The 16,417-nt window shown below is 52.4% G+C and carries 19 protein-coding genes; 12 read left to right on the top strand and 7 right to left on the bottom strand.

Annotation, left to right across the window (positions count from 1 at the left end):
- Positions 1-2 precede the first annotated feature (2 nt).
- Entirely contained in the window at positions 3-956 is a 954-nt protein-coding gene (gene hemC / locus SynNOUM97013_RS09585; RefSeq protein ID WP_186479534.1) for a hydroxymethylbilane synthase, read from the bottom strand.
- A 165-nt stretch (positions 957-1,121) separates the two neighbouring features.
- Here hemC and SynNOUM97013_RS09580 point away from each other — a divergent pair, with 165 nt between their 5' ends.
- Positions 1,122-1,574 carry a DUF6561 domain-containing protein gene (locus tag SynNOUM97013_RS09580; RefSeq protein WP_186479533.1) on the top strand — a complete coding sequence of 151 codons (453 nt, stop codon included), beginning with the start codon at positions 1,122-1,124 and terminating at the stop codon, positions 1,572-1,574.
- A gap of 12 nt (positions 1,575-1,586) precedes the next feature.
- The gene (locus tag SynNOUM97013_RS09575) at positions 1,587-2,096 is read left to right on the top strand and encodes a hypothetical protein (protein ID WP_186479532.1); all 510 of its coding nucleotides are present in this window, start codon (positions 1,587-1,589) and stop codon (positions 2,094-2,096) included.
- 29 nt (positions 2,097-2,125) lie between these two features.
- On the opposite strand, the gene SynNOUM97013_RS09570 is transcribed toward SynNOUM97013_RS09575, so the two are convergent.
- Entirely contained in the window at positions 2,126-2,383 is a 258-nt protein-coding gene (locus tag SynNOUM97013_RS09570; RefSeq protein ID WP_186479531.1) for a hypothetical protein, read from the bottom strand.
- 372 nt (positions 2,384-2,755) lie between these two features.
- Complete coding sequence (locus tag SynNOUM97013_RS09565; RefSeq protein ID WP_186479530.1) at positions 2,756-3,490, bottom strand: hypothetical protein; 735 nt, start codon at positions 3,488-3,490, stop codon at positions 2,756-2,758.
- 298 nt (positions 3,491-3,788) lie between these two features.
- Here SynNOUM97013_RS09565 and SynNOUM97013_RS09560 point away from each other — a divergent pair, with 298 nt between their 5' ends.
- From SynNOUM97013_RS09560 to SynNOUM97013_RS09520, 9 genes are all read left to right on the top strand, one after another.
- Complete coding sequence (locus SynNOUM97013_RS09560) at positions 3,789-4,316, top strand: hypothetical protein (RefSeq protein ID WP_186479529.1); 528 nt, start codon at positions 3,789-3,791, stop codon at positions 4,314-4,316.
- Positions 4,317-4,342: 26 nt separating this feature from the next.
- On the top strand, positions 4,343-4,774 hold the full coding sequence (locus tag SynNOUM97013_RS09555; protein WP_186479528.1) for a hypothetical protein: 432 nt from the start codon (positions 4,343-4,345) through the stop codon (positions 4,772-4,774).
- On the top strand, positions 4,771-5,205 hold the full coding sequence (locus SynNOUM97013_RS09550; RefSeq protein WP_186479527.1) for a hypothetical protein: 435 nt from the start codon (positions 4,771-4,773) through the stop codon (positions 5,203-5,205). The genes SynNOUM97013_RS09555 and SynNOUM97013_RS09550 overlap by 4 nt, the downstream gene beginning before the upstream one ends.
- Positions 5,202-5,642, top strand: a complete 441-nt coding sequence (locus SynNOUM97013_RS09545) for a hypothetical protein (RefSeq protein ID WP_186479526.1) — start codon at positions 5,202-5,204, stop codon at positions 5,640-5,642. The genes SynNOUM97013_RS09550 and SynNOUM97013_RS09545 overlap by 4 nt, the downstream gene beginning before the upstream one ends.
- Positions 5,643-5,875: 233 nt before the next feature.
- Complete coding sequence (locus SynNOUM97013_RS09540; protein ID WP_186479525.1) at positions 5,876-6,070, top strand: hypothetical protein; 195 nt, start codon at positions 5,876-5,878, stop codon at positions 6,068-6,070.
- Entirely contained in the window at positions 6,067-6,525 is a 459-nt protein-coding gene (locus tag SynNOUM97013_RS09535) for a hypothetical protein (protein WP_186479524.1), read from the top strand. Before SynNOUM97013_RS09540 ends, SynNOUM97013_RS09535 begins: the two co-directional genes overlap by 4 nt.
- A 1,024-nt stretch (positions 6,526-7,549) precedes the next feature.
- Positions 7,550-8,224 (top strand): tetratricopeptide repeat protein, encoded by a 675-nt coding sequence (locus SynNOUM97013_RS09530; RefSeq protein WP_255442716.1) that lies wholly within the window; start codon positions 7,550-7,552, stop codon positions 8,222-8,224.
- Between the two features lie 124 nt (positions 8,225-8,348).
- Positions 8,349-8,906: a tetratricopeptide repeat protein gene (locus SynNOUM97013_RS09525; RefSeq protein WP_186479523.1), complete on the top strand. Its 558-nt coding sequence runs from the start codon at positions 8,349-8,351 to the stop codon at positions 8,904-8,906.
- A gap of 298 nt (positions 8,907-9,204) precedes the next feature.
- Positions 9,205-9,348, top strand: a complete 144-nt coding sequence (locus tag SynNOUM97013_RS09520; protein ID WP_186479522.1) for a hypothetical protein — start codon at positions 9,205-9,207, stop codon at positions 9,346-9,348.
- 541 nt (positions 9,349-9,889) lie between these two features.
- On the opposite strand, the gene rpoD is transcribed toward SynNOUM97013_RS09520, so the two are convergent.
- A complete protein-coding gene (gene rpoD / locus SynNOUM97013_RS09515; RefSeq protein ID WP_186479521.1) occupies positions 9,890-11,248 on the bottom strand; it encodes an RNA polymerase sigma factor RpoD in 1,359 nt (452 codons plus the stop codon).
- A gap of 296 nt (positions 11,249-11,544) precedes the next feature.
- Here rpoD and priA point away from each other — a divergent pair, with 296 nt between their 5' ends.
- Positions 11,545-13,830, top strand: coding sequence for a primosomal protein N' (gene priA, locus SynNOUM97013_RS09510; RefSeq protein ID WP_255442715.1), 2,286 nt, complete (start codon positions 11,545-11,547; stop codon positions 13,828-13,830).
- Position 13,831: 1 nt separating this feature from the next.
- Here priA and SynNOUM97013_RS09505 read toward each other — a convergent pair whose 3' ends face one another.
- From SynNOUM97013_RS09505 to SynNOUM97013_RS09495, 3 genes are read right to left on the bottom strand one after another with little or no spacing between them, the layout of a single operon-like run.
- Complete coding sequence (locus SynNOUM97013_RS09505; RefSeq protein ID WP_186479520.1) at positions 13,832-14,923, bottom strand: DUF3153 domain-containing protein; 1,092 nt, start codon at positions 14,921-14,923, stop codon at positions 13,832-13,834.
- A gap of 3 nt (positions 14,924-14,926) precedes the next feature.
- Positions 14,927-15,808 carry an acetylglutamate kinase gene (gene argB / locus SynNOUM97013_RS09500; protein ID WP_255442714.1) on the bottom strand — a complete coding sequence of 294 codons (882 nt, stop codon included), beginning with the start codon at positions 15,806-15,808 and terminating at the stop codon, positions 14,927-14,929.
- Complete coding sequence (locus SynNOUM97013_RS09495) at positions 15,777-16,361, bottom strand: DUF2854 domain-containing protein (protein WP_186479518.1); 585 nt, start codon at positions 16,359-16,361, stop codon at positions 15,777-15,779. Before SynNOUM97013_RS09495 ends, argB begins: the two co-directional genes overlap by 32 nt.
- Positions 16,362-16,417 lie beyond the last annotated feature (56 nt).

The raw sequence follows: 16,417 nt of genomic DNA, 5'->3' as shown, positions 1-16,417 counted from the left end.
GGTCAGGCCTCAGGGCGAACGGTGGCAAAGATCTCTTGGAGAATGTCTCCGGCACCACGTGATTTGAGTTCTGCGGCCAACTTCACGCCGAGAGTCTCTGGATTGGACACGGGTCCGCTGCACGCATCCCGGATTAAGCGCTTGCCATCAAGGCTCGCCACCATCCCGGTGAGGGTCAGGGTGTCGCCTTCGATCACGGTGTTCACTCCGATCGGCACTTGGCAGCCACCTTCGAGTTCTCGCAGGAATGCGCGTTCAGCGAGGCAACGCGCTGCGGTGGGGGCGTGCTCGAGAACCTTGATCAACTCAAGAACTTCTGGGCTGCCTTCCACGCATTCGATGCCGAGTGCGCCCTGTCCAACAGCGTGAAGGGAGATGTTGCCGGGAATGATCTGATGAATGCGGTCACCGAATCCCAGGCGCGTGAGTCCTGCGGCAGCCAGAATCAGACAGTCGTAACCGCCGGAATCCAGCTTTTCCAGGCGGGTGATCACGTTCCCCCGCACGTCCTTGAACTGGAGGTGGGGGTAGTGGTGGCGCAGCTGTGCCAGCCTGCGCAAAGAACTGGTTCCCACAACGGAGCCTTCAGGCAGCGTTTCCAGGGTGTGGTCGGCGTTCTTCTTGTTCACCACCAAGGCGTCGGCGGGATCTTCGCGCTCGGTGACGCAACCCAGCATCAGACCCTCAGGGAGATTGGTGGGGAGATCCTTGAGGGAGTGAACGGCGATCTCTGCACGGCCCACCAACATCTGAGCTTCAAGCTCTTTGGTGAACAAGCCCTTGTCGCCGATCTTGGCGAGTGCGACATCAAGGATCTTGTCTCCTTGGGTGGCCATGGCTTCCACAGAAATGGCCAGACCGGGATGGGCCTTTTCGAGTTCAGCTTTGACCCAATTGGTCTGCACCATGGCCAGCTGGCTTCGGCGGGAGGCGATGCGCAGTTGCTCGAGGGCCATGGGCAGGGGGAAGTGGCCATGAAGCTTACGGACTCAATGGCCCTGTTCCGGTCAAGATTTCACAGAACGCAGGCCCTTTGTCATCGGCAAGGTGAGGGTCCTGGGAGACAGAGGCCGACGATCAGCCGGAACAGCTTTACGATCTGTAAGCATTCGTGAGCCGTTATGCCGGGACCTGTGGTGAATGGGGTTAAGGCGCAACGGTCAACTTCTGCCTTTCCTCTAGGCCAGGAGGGGGAAGCTGCTCCTTTCTTGCCCGTGTTGAGCGAAGGATCGATTCGATTGGTGTTGCTCACCAGCGGAGAGATGCTGGTGGCACGACTCAGGCAGACCACCGACTCTGATGGAGATCGCGCCTATCAGCTGATTCGTCCTCTTCGCTTGGTGAAGGAGGCAGAGACGGAGCCTTGGTCACTGCTTCCTTATCTGGCCGGTCTCACGCCCCAGCGGAATGTGGTGATGTTGAAGGCTGCTGTGGCCGCTGTGCTGGAGCCGGAAGCGCGCATTCTTCAGGCCTATACACGTTCCACCAATCAGGAATGCCCACCTTCAGAGACGCCGGTGGAACGTCTGAAAAAAGCCTTTCAGGAATTCACTGACAGCATCGAGGCTGGTTGAGCCGGTCGATATTTGCTGACAATCGGCAACGTCTTTGGGACACCCAAGGGATGTGTGGCTGCAATGGTTTTGCTGATGCTCCGCTGGAAAGGTGATCCAATGATTCAGGCCTTGCTTGCACTGTTGTCTTTGACAATGGTTGTGACGCCGGATCCGGTGAGAGCTGATGTCGTCAGCTTTGAATGCAGTGGCGAGAAGACGCAAGGGGCTGGGGTGGCAACGGGGTTACCCATGAATCACCCGATTCGTGTTCGCTATCAACTGGATACCCAGGGTTTAACTCTCACTGAGACGGAGATTAGTGATGAACAACTGTCATCCGGTCCAACGTCGATACCAGTCAAAATTTATGGCAACTTGCTGATGGCGAAATTCCGGAATACCAATCTCAGCAAGGATTATGAGATTCAGATCCGTGGGGATGAAAAGTTATTCTCTATCACGGTTTATCCAGACGGTATCTATGAACCCGATGCATGGTATGGAACCTGTCAATCATTGATCGTTGAAGACCAGCCCTGAAAAGTCGTGTTGCTTGCTCTTGGTTTGATTCAATCACCAAATCCCTTGGAGCGCTTAAGCCGTTTTTGTGTTTTTTTGTCAACGACCTTGACCACAGTGTTGTAAGAAGTCTCGTCTTTAAAGATTAATCCATCCAGCCAAATCGTTAGGATGTAAACAACGATCAGGACGGGAATGATTACTCCCCATTCATTAGGGAATTCATAGGGGATTTGTCTGACGCCAAAGATGGCTAAATAGCCCGTGATGAGCGTGAAGACGAACCGTCTAATGCTTGATGGGTTCATTGCGATGATTTGATGATGTGATCCTAAGCGAATTGGTTTTTCCTTGATCAGTTGGGTGGAAGCTTGTCAGCAATGAGGCAATGTTAAGTTCTAACTGGGTATCAATCCGTCGAGTTGGCTAGGTAAAGTTAAAGGGTTTTCTGCCGATTGTTACATCTCGTCTTTCTTCAACTGTTCCTTATTGGGATTTTCGCCTTTTTTCGTGGTTGTGACACTGAACATCGAGTTTGGACACATGCTGATGATTGGCGGCTGCTCTTGACCCACTCCTCTTGCTGTTGAGCCGTATCGATCTATCATTGAATTGTGAGAGGGAGACCAATCGGGTGTGGTTACCTTGATTGGTGGGTGGGGTCACGCTCACTGCCTCTCTCACGCCCCTTTGCAGACTTCAGAATTCTCCTGAAGGTACTCAGTCGATCGTGTATCTCCAAGAGACGATGCCTTCTTCCAGTCACCGCAGGCGCTAGAAACAATTCCCAATTCTGCAAAGAGTGATCCACGTTCCCTCAGAGCATCAGAATAGTTTTCATCAAGTTCAAGGGTTCTTGAATGATCAGTCATGGCACCATCAAGGTCGTTCATGTTGTACTTGATGATTGCACGATTAAAATAAAACGTTGGAATCACTGAATTGATTGCTATTGCCTTGTTTGATGACTCCAATGCGTCTTCCAGAGACTTTGGAGATGCGACACCTGATCGGAGCAATAATACGGCATGATTGTTGTATGCCCATGGATCGTTAGTTCTGAGTTCTATCGCCATATTGGCATCCTCTAATGCTTCTTTGAGCAAACCCAATTTTCCTTTTGCTGCGCTTCGCCTTGTATAACCTCTTGGGATTTCAGGATAGTGCTCAATGAGCTGATCGTAGTCATTGATGGCACCTGGATAATCACCTGCTTGGTATTTCTTGTCTCCACTTGCTTCTAAGCTTCCAGGAGAGGGGGTATAGGTGATTGAAGGGCCACTGAACTTCAATGAAATAGTCGAGCAACCTGTTGTGCTCAAAGTGCAAAGCGCAAATGTCAGTGCTGCCAGGGATCGACGGAGAGGCATCTGCTTAGGCACTTCGTCCTTTCTGGGTTTATTTAGCTTTTCCATTGAAGTGTTGCTGATGTGTCTTGCGCTTTGAGCTGTTTGAGTCCTGGCTTTGTGTTTGGAAATGATGCCATTTTAATGCAAGATTTGACGTCGCTCTCTTGGTGGTATTTGCATGGTGTTCTTGATCAACTCCTCGATTCGGCGTTGATCAACTACTATATCGGCTGCTTCATGTAGCATCGTCACATACTCTTGAGAATCAATGCCCATTGCTTTGATGATTATAATGCAAGTCATTGGTCTATCTGACAAAATTATTTAGTGTGATTATAGTGGTGTCATCAAGGCTGAGAGCAGTATGAAACTTCCGCTTCTCCTCGCAACCCTGCTTCTGTCAGCATCACCTGTATTTGCGCAAGCACCAGGGCGTGATCTGCCTAAAGAATATAAAAGTGATAACTGGGTTGTCGTCTCAGAACATCAGAACCCAATTCAAAAGAAGCAGTATCAGATGGCATTAATAGACAAGTCAAGCCTTGAAAATACAAGCGGTACAAGATGGGATTTTGATATTGTTTTTCTTCAATGGGACACATATGCAAATCCTAATCAATATGCACTAACAAGAAATGAAAGTCGTGGCGGTAATTGGGTAGACTGTAGCAAAGGAATGTATGTATTGGAATGGGATGTTCCGGGATCAGAAACCTATGTTGAACGCTTCTATTCGCGTTCTGGTGAATGGCTTGAAAAGAGTGAGTTCGAGTCCGAGCCATATCTACACTCAAAAGAAGATGATGATTATGAAAAGGCTTATCGCTTGACAGATAATCGTTTTACACGAACATTCAATTTAATCTGTGGATCAAATTTTAAGACAAGATAGCCAACATTAGGTCAAGTGTTTAACCAATGAAACTTCGAATCCTTCTCGCAACCCTGCTGTTCAGCAGCACTCCTGCTCTGGCTGATGACTTTATTTATTTGAAGTGTGATGCCCTGACCTCCCTCGTCACTAAGCAAATCAGCACGAATCAGGTTGAGGATAAGCAGATGGAAGAACAACGCTTTGTCAAAGTAGATGTTGCCAATAGCCGTTTAAAGTTCAACACAGGTGGTTGGGAAAATGTCACCCTTGCAAACGGTGTTGCTTCTTTCAAGACTAATGATGTCGAAGGTGGATTAACTATCGCTGGTGAATTGATGCTTGAATACTCTCCTCCAGGAAGAATTAGTATTCAAGTTCAAGGCACACCCATGGATGATTTTTTTCAGGCAATGAGTGTGAAGGGGACTTGTCAAAGTTCAGATGAATCATCTTTTGTGAAAGCTGTAGGCCAATGAAACTCCCACTACTCCTCACAACCCTGATTCTGTCAGCATCAACAGCAATTGCTGACGATTTCCTGTATATGGTTTGCAAGATCGAAGGGCAAAATACCTCCACTAATCTAGTTTCAAAAGATGTCATAGACGATGATTATGAAGACTATCTGATGTTCGAGGTTGATCTATCAAAAAGTCTTTTCAGAAACCATAGAGACCCAGAATGGGTACAAATGAGTGTTGACGGAAACACTATCGTTCAAGATACAAAATACGATAGGGAGGGATTCACTGCGCGGGTAAGAGGCGTGCTTCCACTGAATCCACCAGGTCAAATAACAATTGATAACTGGTTTAAGACCACCACTGAGTACCAGGTGGTTAAAGGAAAGGGTGATTGTAAAATGTCTGATTCGTCTGCCTGGAATGAGATTAATGTTGACCGATGAAATTCCCACTACTCCTCACAACCCTGCTGCTGAGCAGCACTCCTGCTCTGGCTGATGACTTTGTTTATTTGAAGTGTGAGAGTAACCACATTGTCACGGTAAAAGATCTCGTGTCCAATCAAATTATTAAGAGAGAAGAGAATGCTGTCATCCAGTACTTAAAGATAGATTTGTTAAACAGTCGAATCATGGGTTCACTAGGTGGAGAATGGGAAGGTGTAGAGATTGTCAATGGTTATGGTGTTGAAGATAAAGAGGAAATCGTTAATGGCAACACTGTTCTTCAAAAGGCGTCGATGCAATTCGATCCAGCTGGAAAAATAGTTGCTGATATGCTTATTCGTAGAGATTCCCTGTCCGAATTGGAATCAGGAAAGATAAGAGGTATTTGTAAAGGAAGTGATGAATCCGCCTTTGAGGAGGCTTTGAGCCAATGAAACTCCCACTACTCCTCGGTGCTCTACTCCTCTCAGTATCACCTGCTGTAGCTGGTGACCTCGTCTATCTGAAATGTACTGGAACGGTTCAGTGGGGGGAAATTAATCCGTCAGGGGAGGAGTCACAAGAGACTGTGGAAATTACATTACATTTCAAGATTGATACAAAATAAAAGTTCTGTATTGATTCAGTTCAGCCTGAGAACCAACACGAAGTGAAGATACGGAATGGGGTGCTCTTTGAGCAATTTACTGATTTCCAAGAACCTTTTACGGGAATTACGAATGCCCAAATTGCCTTTAATCCACCAGATATGATGCTTGCAAAAACCAAAGCAAGGGATAACAGCATTTCCGTTGAATACACCCAAGAAATTTCAGGTATTTGCGAAGCATCGGATGCTGAAACCTACGAGGCAGGCAAATGAAACTCCCACTACTCCTCATAACCCTGCTAATTGCAGCATCACCTGTTGTTGCTGATGACTTCCTTTATCTGAAGTGTGATGAAACGATGTTAGTTTCTACGGTAATAGATTGGAGCGACGGCGACCAGACGCCTCTTAGCAGGGAAACTAGAGAAATATTAGTCCTTAGAATTAATATCAGAAATAAAAAGGTGATTTACAATAATATCAATGAAGAGCAAGATGTGATTATTCAGGATAATGAGATGAGCACGGAGATGATCCACAAAACTGAGTTCGAAAATCAATGGACTAAGGACACTTACAAGACCACCACTATGCTCTCGCCTCCTTATACAATCAGAGGCGAAGGCAAAAGGGTTCTTAAAGAACCAACGCCTGGATTAATTAAGACCGTGACAACGGGTGACTGCATTAAGATTGATTCTGCTGAGTTTGATAATTTTAAGAGTTAATGAAACTCCCACTTCTTCTTACAACACTGCTACTTGCAGCGTCACCATCTCCTGGATCTCTTACTAAAGAGTCTCTTGCGCCTCCTGGTTGACCCAGAGAGATGCCAAAAGAGGGCAAACATTATTAGAAGCAAGACAAGTGCAACCATTCTGTGACCTTAGGAAGGCTGCTACGAGCTCATCTGTATAAGACGAACATTCCTGGTATTCAGTTGCTACAGGCTCACAGAAACCTTGCTGTGATGAGTCGTCCAGTTCCAATAGACATAAGGAACATCATCATCACAACCACATCCCATGCTTTTAATCTAATGAATTGTGGAACAGAGATTATTAGTGCAATCAAGTGAACAATCACACCAGTCACCATATCAATGTGGAGAGTGATGAAGTAAGAAGCAATAACCAAGCAACTACCTATCACCCTCATTCGCTGTAACAGATCCATCCTTATTTCACATGCTGTCCATTTCACGAGCAAGAGCATAACGACAGAGTTGAGAGATCTTTAAACCAGAGGACTCGGCAAAGACTTTCAACCTGTCATGGAACTCAGGATCTACCTGAAAAGAAGCCACCTTTTCTCTTTTTTTTTGTTCACGAGGAACCCACCCCGCATGTTTTGAGTTTTTGTTGACGGCAGCCTGTCAATGGATTTCTAGGCCACATTGCGTTGGCTCGTTGAGGTTCAAATGAATGGTGGCTTAGTGCCGTATGCCGTAATGGCTATTTGAGGGTCTGGGGTGTCTATTGATGTCCGATCTTGATGTCAGCTGGGGACATCTGGTAAGACAATGAAAAAGAAGAGATATCTCCTTGATGTCTGATGGAGGAGTTCCATCAAAAAGCTGCCGAGATCCCTTTCCCTTAAAAACAAAGGATTTCGTCAGCTGACTCGATTTTTAACCGGTATTCGATGTAATGGATAAGCAACGGACGGCAATGGTTCTGAGGTCGAGGAAGTCGAAGACTGATTTCTGATTCAACTCAGTTCATCAGGCACTCCTTAGGGGGTGCCTTTTTTATGCCTGATTCAGGATTTTTATTATCATTGTTGAAGCAGGACACCTATTTGATGTCTCGTAGAACCAATGTCATTGCTGCGGCACTGTCTGTGCTTGCGCTTGGGTCTCCCTTGATTACTGCATGCGCGGACCAGGGAAGAATCTATTTTGAACAAGGACTTGAGAAGTTTGATTCAGGCAATTATCAAGGAGCAATTGATGATTGGACCAAAACCATTGAGATATACCCCCAGGAGGCTGTTGCCTACTACAACCGTGGCAACGCTAAAAGTGCTTTAAACGATAATCAAGAAGCAATCGCTGATTACACCAAGGCAATAGAGATTGATCCTCAGTATGCTGATGCCTACATGTATCGTGGAGTTGCCAAGGATAATTTGCAAGATTACCAAGGTGCAATTTCTGATCTTAATAAGGCGTTAGAGATTGATCCTAAGTATGCTCTTGCCTATTATAATCGTGGTCTTGCAAAGTCTCGTTTAGGGGATCCACAAGGGGCAATCAAAGATTGGAGCAAGACAATAGAATTTGATCCTCAGTTTGCTCTTGCCTACATTAATCGTGGCATAAAAAGAGAAAATCAAAATGATCTCGAAGGTGCCTGCCAGGATTGGAGAAAAGCAGCAGAGTTAGGAAGGAAAGAACCTGTAAAATGGGTGAAACAACAGTGTTAGAGGATGTTCCTGGAGTTACAGGATACGGTTATCCCTTTCAGTTCAGCATGCACTCCTTGGGGGTGTTTTATTCATGTCTGATCCAGCATCCTCCTTATCATGATGGAAGCAGAACACCCATTAGATGTCTCGTAGAACTGCTGTCATTGCTGCACCACTGTGTTTTATTTCCCTTTGGACTTCTTTTATTGCTGTGAATGCAAAGCCAAATTCGTTGGAGAGACAGTTATACAGTAGTGGGCAAGCAAAACAAAAACAAGGCAATTACAAAGGGGCAATTGCTGATCTCACTAAGTTGCTAGAGATTAATCCTCAGGATGCTAAGGCGTACAATGAGCGTGGCATAGCAAAAAATGGATTAAAGGATTATCTTGGGGCAATTGCTGATTTTACTAAGGCAATTGAGATCAATCCGCGCGATGCTTATATCTATTTTGACAACCGTGCTGGTGTCAAGATTGAAATGGGTGATTATCGAGGTGTGGTCTTTGACACTACTAAGACAATAGAAATCAATCCAAATTATACAAATGCGTATGAAAGGCGTGGTATTGCAAAGCAATATTTGGGTGACGACAGAGGCGCCTGTGCTGACTACAAGAAAGCAGTTTCTCTTGGAGATGAATCAGCAGCACAATGGTTAAAGAGCGAAGGTGGTACTTGGTGTCGTAATTTGCAATGAGATTTTCCTTTGCATTGCATTTCAGCATGTACTCCTTAGGAGGTGCCTTTTCTGTGTTCGTTCATTTGGGTACTAAGTCCTTTGAGTCAACTTCCGTATGAGGCGTCGTCTGCACGCTCCTACTAATGGTTGACGTGGAAATGGGTTGGGTCGGAGCACCTTGAAGAGGTCACAGCGAGGACCAAATGACTGACACCAACGAAGTTCTCGGCAACATCGCCACCTACTTCTGCACAGCTCTCATCCTCATCGTCATTGCCCTCTGAGGCCTGACACCAACCACTCAACACACAGAACCATGACCGCCACACTTCCAACTCTCAACTGGGATCTTCTTAAAGACGTGGAGGAAGGAACCGAGCAATACGGGAAGGCCGTTTTCCACATCAACATGGTCTTCATCCAACACAGCATTCGTTGGGCTCTGGAGCGACACGTCTAAGGCTTCCCCAACGGGAAATACAACGCCGGCCGGGGTTGCGACCTGGACCGCATTGGGAACCTGGTGATGGAGATGGCTCGGACTGAGGACGATGACCTCTACCGCATCTTCCAGAGCGACTACAACGAGGAGAAGATGATGGGTGATTGGCTCACCTGAAGGTCATCAACCACATGGTTGCCAAGGAGGAGGTCTTCTTTGAGGACGGTGGCCAGCTCTTCCCTCTCTGGGACATTCAGAGAGAAGACGACCCAGACAAGGTTGTCCTTGATGCGGTCTTTTATCCAATGGTCACGAGGCAGTCTGCGGGGCCCGGAAGCTAAGGCGGTCCCCCTCTCAGGGCCGTTTGCGATGCCAAATGATGCCCACCTCAGGTTTCAGGCATCGATTTGCAACGGATATCCCTGCACGGTTTTGCAGATATCCGACGAATACCCCTTGTTTCAGAGGGCTGGCATTAAAAAGGGGCTCTCGGTTGAGAACCCCTCTGCTGCAGTTGATTAAAAGGAATGGCAGGGCTTAAAACAGCCCTGCTTACCCATTATTTGATGTATTCCTTGAGTACGCCATTGCGGTTGGGATGACGAAGCTTGCGCAGTGCTTTTGCTTCAATCTGGCGGATGCGCTCGCGAGTGACATCGAAGATCTGGCCGATTTCCTCAAGTGTCTTCATCCGACCGTCATCGAGGCCGTAGCGAAGACGGAGCACGTCGCGTTCCCTAGGACTGAGTGTGGCCAGCACACCTTCAAGATCCTCGCGCAGGAGATTCTTGGCGACATCCTGTTCTGGATTCTCGATGTCGGCTTCGATGAAGTCGCCGAGACGGGAATCCTCCTCTTTGCCGATCGGAGTCTCGAGGGAGATCGGCAGCTGAGCGCTCTTGGCGATGAAACGCAGTTTTTCGATGGTCATTTCCATCGATTCAGCGATTTCCTCCTCCGTTGGCTTGCGGCCGAACTCCTGGCTGAGCACCTTCGTGGTCTTTTTGATCCTGGAGATGGTTTCGTAAAGGTGCACCGGTAGGCGGATGGTGCGGCTCTGGTCGGCGATGGCGCGGGTGATGGCCTGGCGAATCCACCATGTGGCGTAGGTCGAGAACTTGTAGCCCTTCTCGTGGTCAAACTTCTCAGCTGCGCGAATTAGGCCGAGACTGCCTTCCTGAATGAGGTCCTGGAAGCTCAGGCCTCGATTCATGTATTTCTTGGCGATCGATACCACCAGGCGCAGGTTGGACTGCACCATCTTTTCCTTGGCCCGACGACCAAGCATTAGCCGGCGTCGGAAACGGATCAAGGGCATCTCCACAAGAGCAGCCCATTCCTTGTTGTCGGGTTCGCGGCCGTTGTCGCTTTCGAATTGAGCGGACAGTTCTTCGAGGTAGAGGAGATCAGCGATCTTTCTTGCCAGTTCGATCTCTTCATCCGGTCTCAGCAGTCGGATCCGGCCGATCTCCTGCAAATACACCCGAATGGAGTCTTCGGTGTAAACACCTTTCGGGCCCACCTTGATGCTGGCCAACACCTTGGCTTTGGCATCGGCTTTTGCTTTCTCTTCCTTTCCGGTTGCAGCTGCACCAGCTCCGGCCTTCCCTGCTGCCTTGGCGAGCAATTGGTCTGCCGCTGCATCCAAGTCAGCCGGCTTCGCAGCCGTTTTGGCTTTGCTCTTGGTCGAAGACGCCTTGGTGGTTTTGGCTGTGCTGCTCTTGGCCTTGGAGGTTGTGCTTTTGGCTGTTGACTTGGCTTTACTGGTGGTGCTTTTGGCCTTTGTGGCGCTGGCTTTGGCCTTCGCTGCGGGCTTTGCTTTCGGGGTCACCGTCTTGGGCTGACCGTTGGAATCGGCCAGCATCACGATGGCGGGAGCCGCCTGGGACTTAGCTGACTTGCTCGCAGCAGGACTCATGGGAACGAGGAAGAAAGAATTAGGGATTAACTGGGCTTAAAAATCCAAGAACAACTCAGACACCTTTCAATGCGCTGCTCGACCTCGCCATCGAAGGGGGTCGACGTATCAGAGCAATGTTCAAAACTGGCTTGTTGGTCTGTGGTCGGTGGCAGGGCTGTCAGGGGCTTTCGCAGACCGGTCGGCCGTCGGGTGGAACCCTGGCTCGAGCTTCGTGTCTTCCCTCTGGACGGAACTCTGCTCTGTTCCGACAACAGCTCTAAAGCTGTCCAACATATGTATCTTAAGAAAAACATGTGGCGTCGGCAACCCCATCCGATCCACCGTGCTGCGTGCTCCCCGAACAGTCGGTCTCCGTTGTTGACGTCTGGCTGGAGGCCGGTCGAGACGGTCGCACGTTCAGCTATTGCGACAGTCTCGGACTGGGTGTGGGTTTGGGTGATCTCGTGTCCGTTCGCCTGAGAGGACGACGGTTGCAGGGACTGGTCACCGGTTGCCGCTGTCTCGAGGAGGAGTCAAACGCCCAGGAATCCAGCGGTCATCCACTGCAGCCTGTGGATGCACTGGTGCAATCCGCTGCGGTCGATGCCGGTTGGAGGGAGTGGCTCGACGCCATGGCGGATCGATGCCACACCAGTTCCTTCCGGATGCTCAAAGCGGCTCTGCCACCTGGATGGTTGGGGCAACGGCCTACTCCTCCGGCCGTTGGTCGTCGACTGTGGTGGGTTGCCTTGCGGGATTTGGCGTCATCCGTCGACCTCTCGAGCGCTCCACGCCAGGAAGCCTTGATCAACGCGCTTGCGCAACGGGGTGGAGGGGCCTGGCAGCGCGATCTCCTCGCTGAAGGTTTTCAGTCGGGAAGCATCCAGGCTCTGGAATCCAAAGGGTTGATTCATCGTGAGCAGCGCAGCTGCAACGACCTGGAATCCTCGGTCTCGCCGCCCTTTGATGCTGAGCCTCCGCGGCAGCTGACTGAAGAGCAGCAGGCCGCACTCACGCGTTTCCAGAGGCTCCCGGATAGCAGCGAAATGCTGCTTTGGGGAATCACTGGGTCAGGAAAAACCGAGGTGTATTTGCAGCTGGCTGCGGCAGAGCTCAAGGCTGGACGTCACGTTCTGATGCTCACTCCTGAGATCGGCTTGATCCCACAACTGGTGGACCGTTGTCGCAAGCGTTTTGGTGCGCAGGTCGTGGAATATCACAGTGGCTGCAGTGATCGGGAGCGCGTCACCACCTGGCGCCGTTGTCTGGCTTCGGATGAGCCCATCGTGGTGGTGGGAACGCGTTCAGCCGTGTTTCTGCCGCTGCGCCCGCTGGGATTGCTGGTGCTTGATGAAGAGCACGACAACTCCTACAAGCAGGAGTCACCCATGCCTTGTTATCACGCTCGGGATCTGGCCTCCGAGCGGGTGAGATTGCAGGGTGGCCGTTTGCTGTTGGGAAGTGCAACGCCATCGCTGGAGAGCTGGAGCCGTCTTCAGCCCGAAGGTCCGGTGGTGCTCTCCAAGTTGCAGTTGAGGATCTCCCGCCAGCCTCTGCCTCCCGTGCGCATCATCGACATGCGCCATGAACTGGCCGAGGGCAACAAACGCCTGATCAGCCGCGCACTGATGGATCGGCTGGCAGGCTTGCAAGAGAAGGGCGAACAGGCGGTGGTGCTGGTGCCGCGCCGTGGATACAGCACGTTTCTGAGCTGCCGCAGCTGCGGCGAGGTGGTGATGTGTCCCCACTGCGACGTGCCGCTCACCGTTCATGGCAGCCGGTCGCATCAGCAGTGGTTGCGCTGTCATTGGTGTGACCATCGTGAGCCGATCACGGCGTCCTGCTCCGCTTGCGGGTCACTGGCGTTCAAGCCCTTTGGTGCCGGGACGCAGCGGGTGATGGAGCGGTTGGCCACCGAGCTGAGTGACCTGCGCCTGATGCGATTTGATCGCGACACCACCGGCGGGAGAGATGGGCACCGGCGCCTGCTGGACCGATTCGCCGACGGCGAGGCTGATGTGTTGGTGGGAACGCAGATGCTGGCCAAGGGCATGGATCTTCCCCGTGTGACGCTGGCTGCTGTTCTGGCGGCGGATGGCCTTCTTCATCGCCCTGATCTCAGGGCCGGTGAACAGTGTCTGCAGTTGCTGCTGCAACTCGCTGGCCGTGCCGGCCGTGCCGAGAAGCCTGGCGAGGTGCTGGTGCAGACCTACAGCCCGGACCATCCCGTGATTCGGCATCTGGTGGACGGTCGTTACGAGCGATTTCTCGAGGAGGAATCCACCTTGCGACGGGATGCGGGACTCGTGCCGTTCGCCAGAGCTTGTCTGCTGAGGCTTGCTGGTCCGTCCGCCACCGACACCTCGACGGCAGGAACACTGTTGGCGGAACGCTTGCGTGAGCCATGTGCCAAGGCCGGCTGGCAGTTGCTCGGGCCTGCGCCGGCTCCTGTGGCCCGAGTGGCGGGGCGCAGCCGCTGGCAGTTGCTACTGCATGGCCCCAAAAACAGTCCCATTCCTCTGCCGCCTGGGACCAGCCTTTGGGATGGCTTGCCTCGGGATGTGTCGTTGGCGGTGGACCCTGATCCTCTCCAGCTCTGAGTCAAGACGGGAGCTCTGGGTAGCCGAAACCCAGACGCAAGCGCACGGATTGGAGCAACAGGCTCAGCAGCAGCAAGATGACAACCACCACGCTGCCCAGTCCAAGGCGGCTCCATTGCCAGCGACGGATCCGGAGTTGATTGATCGCTCCTCTCTCCAGTGGCCAGCGCACCACCTGCTGCTTCAGCGTCACTTGATTCGGTGATGCCTGGACATGCTTGAGGGTGGCGACCGGTTGAACCGTGACCTGCAGATCACCGGTACTGAACGACGCCAGCCCCGTGAGATCCAGCTTGAGGTCGAGGTCCTGCTGGACACCGATCAGCCAGTTGCGCTCCTGCACCGACAGTTCTGGCGGCGGAAAGGTTTGCCCGGCCGTGCGACCTGCCAGTTCGACGCTGCGGCTTAACAGCGTTGAGGCCTGCTGGCCGGTGAGGGTGGGGCTGCTGAGGGTGAGGCCACCGGCCCGTCGCTGATTCACCGACCAGTTCAGTCCTTCGGACTGAAGCGCGTTGGCGAAATTCTCTTGCCAGGGAAGACGGCGACCGCTGAGGCTGTTGATCTGCCAGTGCATCGCCAAGCGGTCCGGGCCACCCAGTTCGAGGTCAGCACTGACCCGAACACATCCACTGAGCAAAAGGGTCAGCCCCAGCAGAACAGCCAGTACCAGAGCCGCAAATCCTGCCGAGGGCCCTCGTGTCGGCCCCGTCGGCGGCGGCGGTGGCGGTTTTGGCTGTCGGCTGCGTCGGCTGCTGCGAGGCCGTTTGCCCAGCTTGGGAGCCATCTCGAGCGTCGGCAGCTGCATCGACCATCGGGCTGGCCGGTCCAGGCTCGGTGCCTCCAGCACGCTCAACAACTGCCGGGCTCTGTTGCGCAGGTCGACGTCTTTGCAACGGGTCAGCAGCCGACAGGTGGCAATCGCTTTTTGCTCATCACCCTGTCCCATCCAGGCCGTGACCATCACCATGCGCACCGAGGCCCCTTTGGGTTCGGTCATCGGATGGGCTTCAGCGAGAGGCTCAAGCAGGCGCAGACACTGGCCGTAGTCGCCGCGCTCAAGCGCTTGTTCCGCTTCCTTCAGCCCCGTAGTCATCGGTCAGCTGCGTCCCACCACCATTGTGCCGATGCCTGCATCGGTGAACACTTCCAGCAGCAGTGCATGGGGCACCCGCCCATCCACGATGTGGGCCGCAGACACGCCCTGGGCAAGGGCTCTGATGCAGCACTCGGTCTTGGGCGTCATGCCGCCGGCCACGATCCCATCCTCAATCAGCTGGCGTGCGTCGGACAGCTTCAACTGCCGGTACAACGAGGCGGGATCCTCCCGATCCCGGAGGATTCCCGGTGTGTCGGTGAGCAGTATCAGTTTTTCCGCCTCCAGTGCTGCAGCCACTTCGCCGGCCACGGTGTCAGCGTTGATGTTGTGGGCCACACCTTCGGGGTTGGCGGCAACACTGGAAATCACCGGCACGTAGCCGCGCTCCAGCAACGGCTCCAGCACGTCCGGGTTGACCTTCGCTACATCTCCCACCATGCCGTGGCTGCCATCACCCCAGGTGCGGGCTTCCACGAGACTTCCGTCGCTGCCACTCAAGCCAACAGCCTTGGCTCCTAGGCGGTTGAGACCGTTCACGATCTGCTTGTTGACGCGACCCACCAGAACCATCTCCACGATGTCCATGGTGTCGGCATCGGTGACGCGCAGACCCTCCCGAAACTTGGGTGCGATCTCAAGGCGCTTGAGCCAATGATTGATCTCAGGCCCGCCGCCATGCACCACCACCGGCTGGACGCCAACACTGCGGAGCAGAGCCAGATCGCGGAACACCGCCGTCTGCAGTTCAGCGTGCGCCATTGCCGCTCCGCCGTACTTAACCACAATCCTTCGGCCGGCAAACCGCTGGATGTAGGGAAGGGCCTCACTCAGGACGGAGACCCTGAGAGCATCATCCATGGGATTGTGCGTCGGTCTCCCCATGCTCGCTCTTCACGGAAACCCCCTCTGGTAGCAGGGTCAGGTCGAGACGATCACCCTCGAGCGGTGTAATGGTTGCGTCGAGCCCTTTGGCGAAAAAACGACTCAAGCGTTCTTGGCGTTCCTGCCAGCGGTCTAGCGGGACTCCCTCGCAGGAGAAGCGAAGACGCAAGCCATAGTTGTTGCCCGGGCAGAGCTCTTCGATCTCCTCGAGCTGCGGGGGGTTGTCTTCGTCCCAGAGCTTCAGTGCTTCCAGGGAACTTTCCAGGTGTGCCTTCTGGCCATAGCGCCAGCGGGTCACATCAGCAAGCAGCTTGCCCAGTTCGGGTGTTGCAGCGTCGCGTTGAGCTTTCAGCTGTGCCTTGGGTGTGACCCGTCGTGCCGGCGGAAGCTCTGATGATTTCAGGGCGAGTCCACCCAGAAAAATGGGAATGCCGTAAAAGATCGTCGGCAGGCTCAGGTTGGCATTGCCGGTGCCGTACGCCACAGCACCGATCACGGTGAGAACACCGCCGGCGATGGTGACCAGGCTTCCCGGCGAGAGCAGATCGGTCATGCGGCCTCGAAAGTGGCGCCATTCTGGCTGTGTGGGGTTCAGGATGGATGGAAGCC

The organism is Synechococcus sp. NOUM97013 (assembly GCF_014279815.1).
In the GTDB taxonomy this organism is placed as follows: Bacteria; Cyanobacteriota; Cyanobacteriia; order PCC-6307; family Cyanobiaceae; genus Synechococcus_C.
Note: the sequence above shows the minus strand (reverse complement) of the source record. Positions and strands in the feature narration are given on the sequence as shown.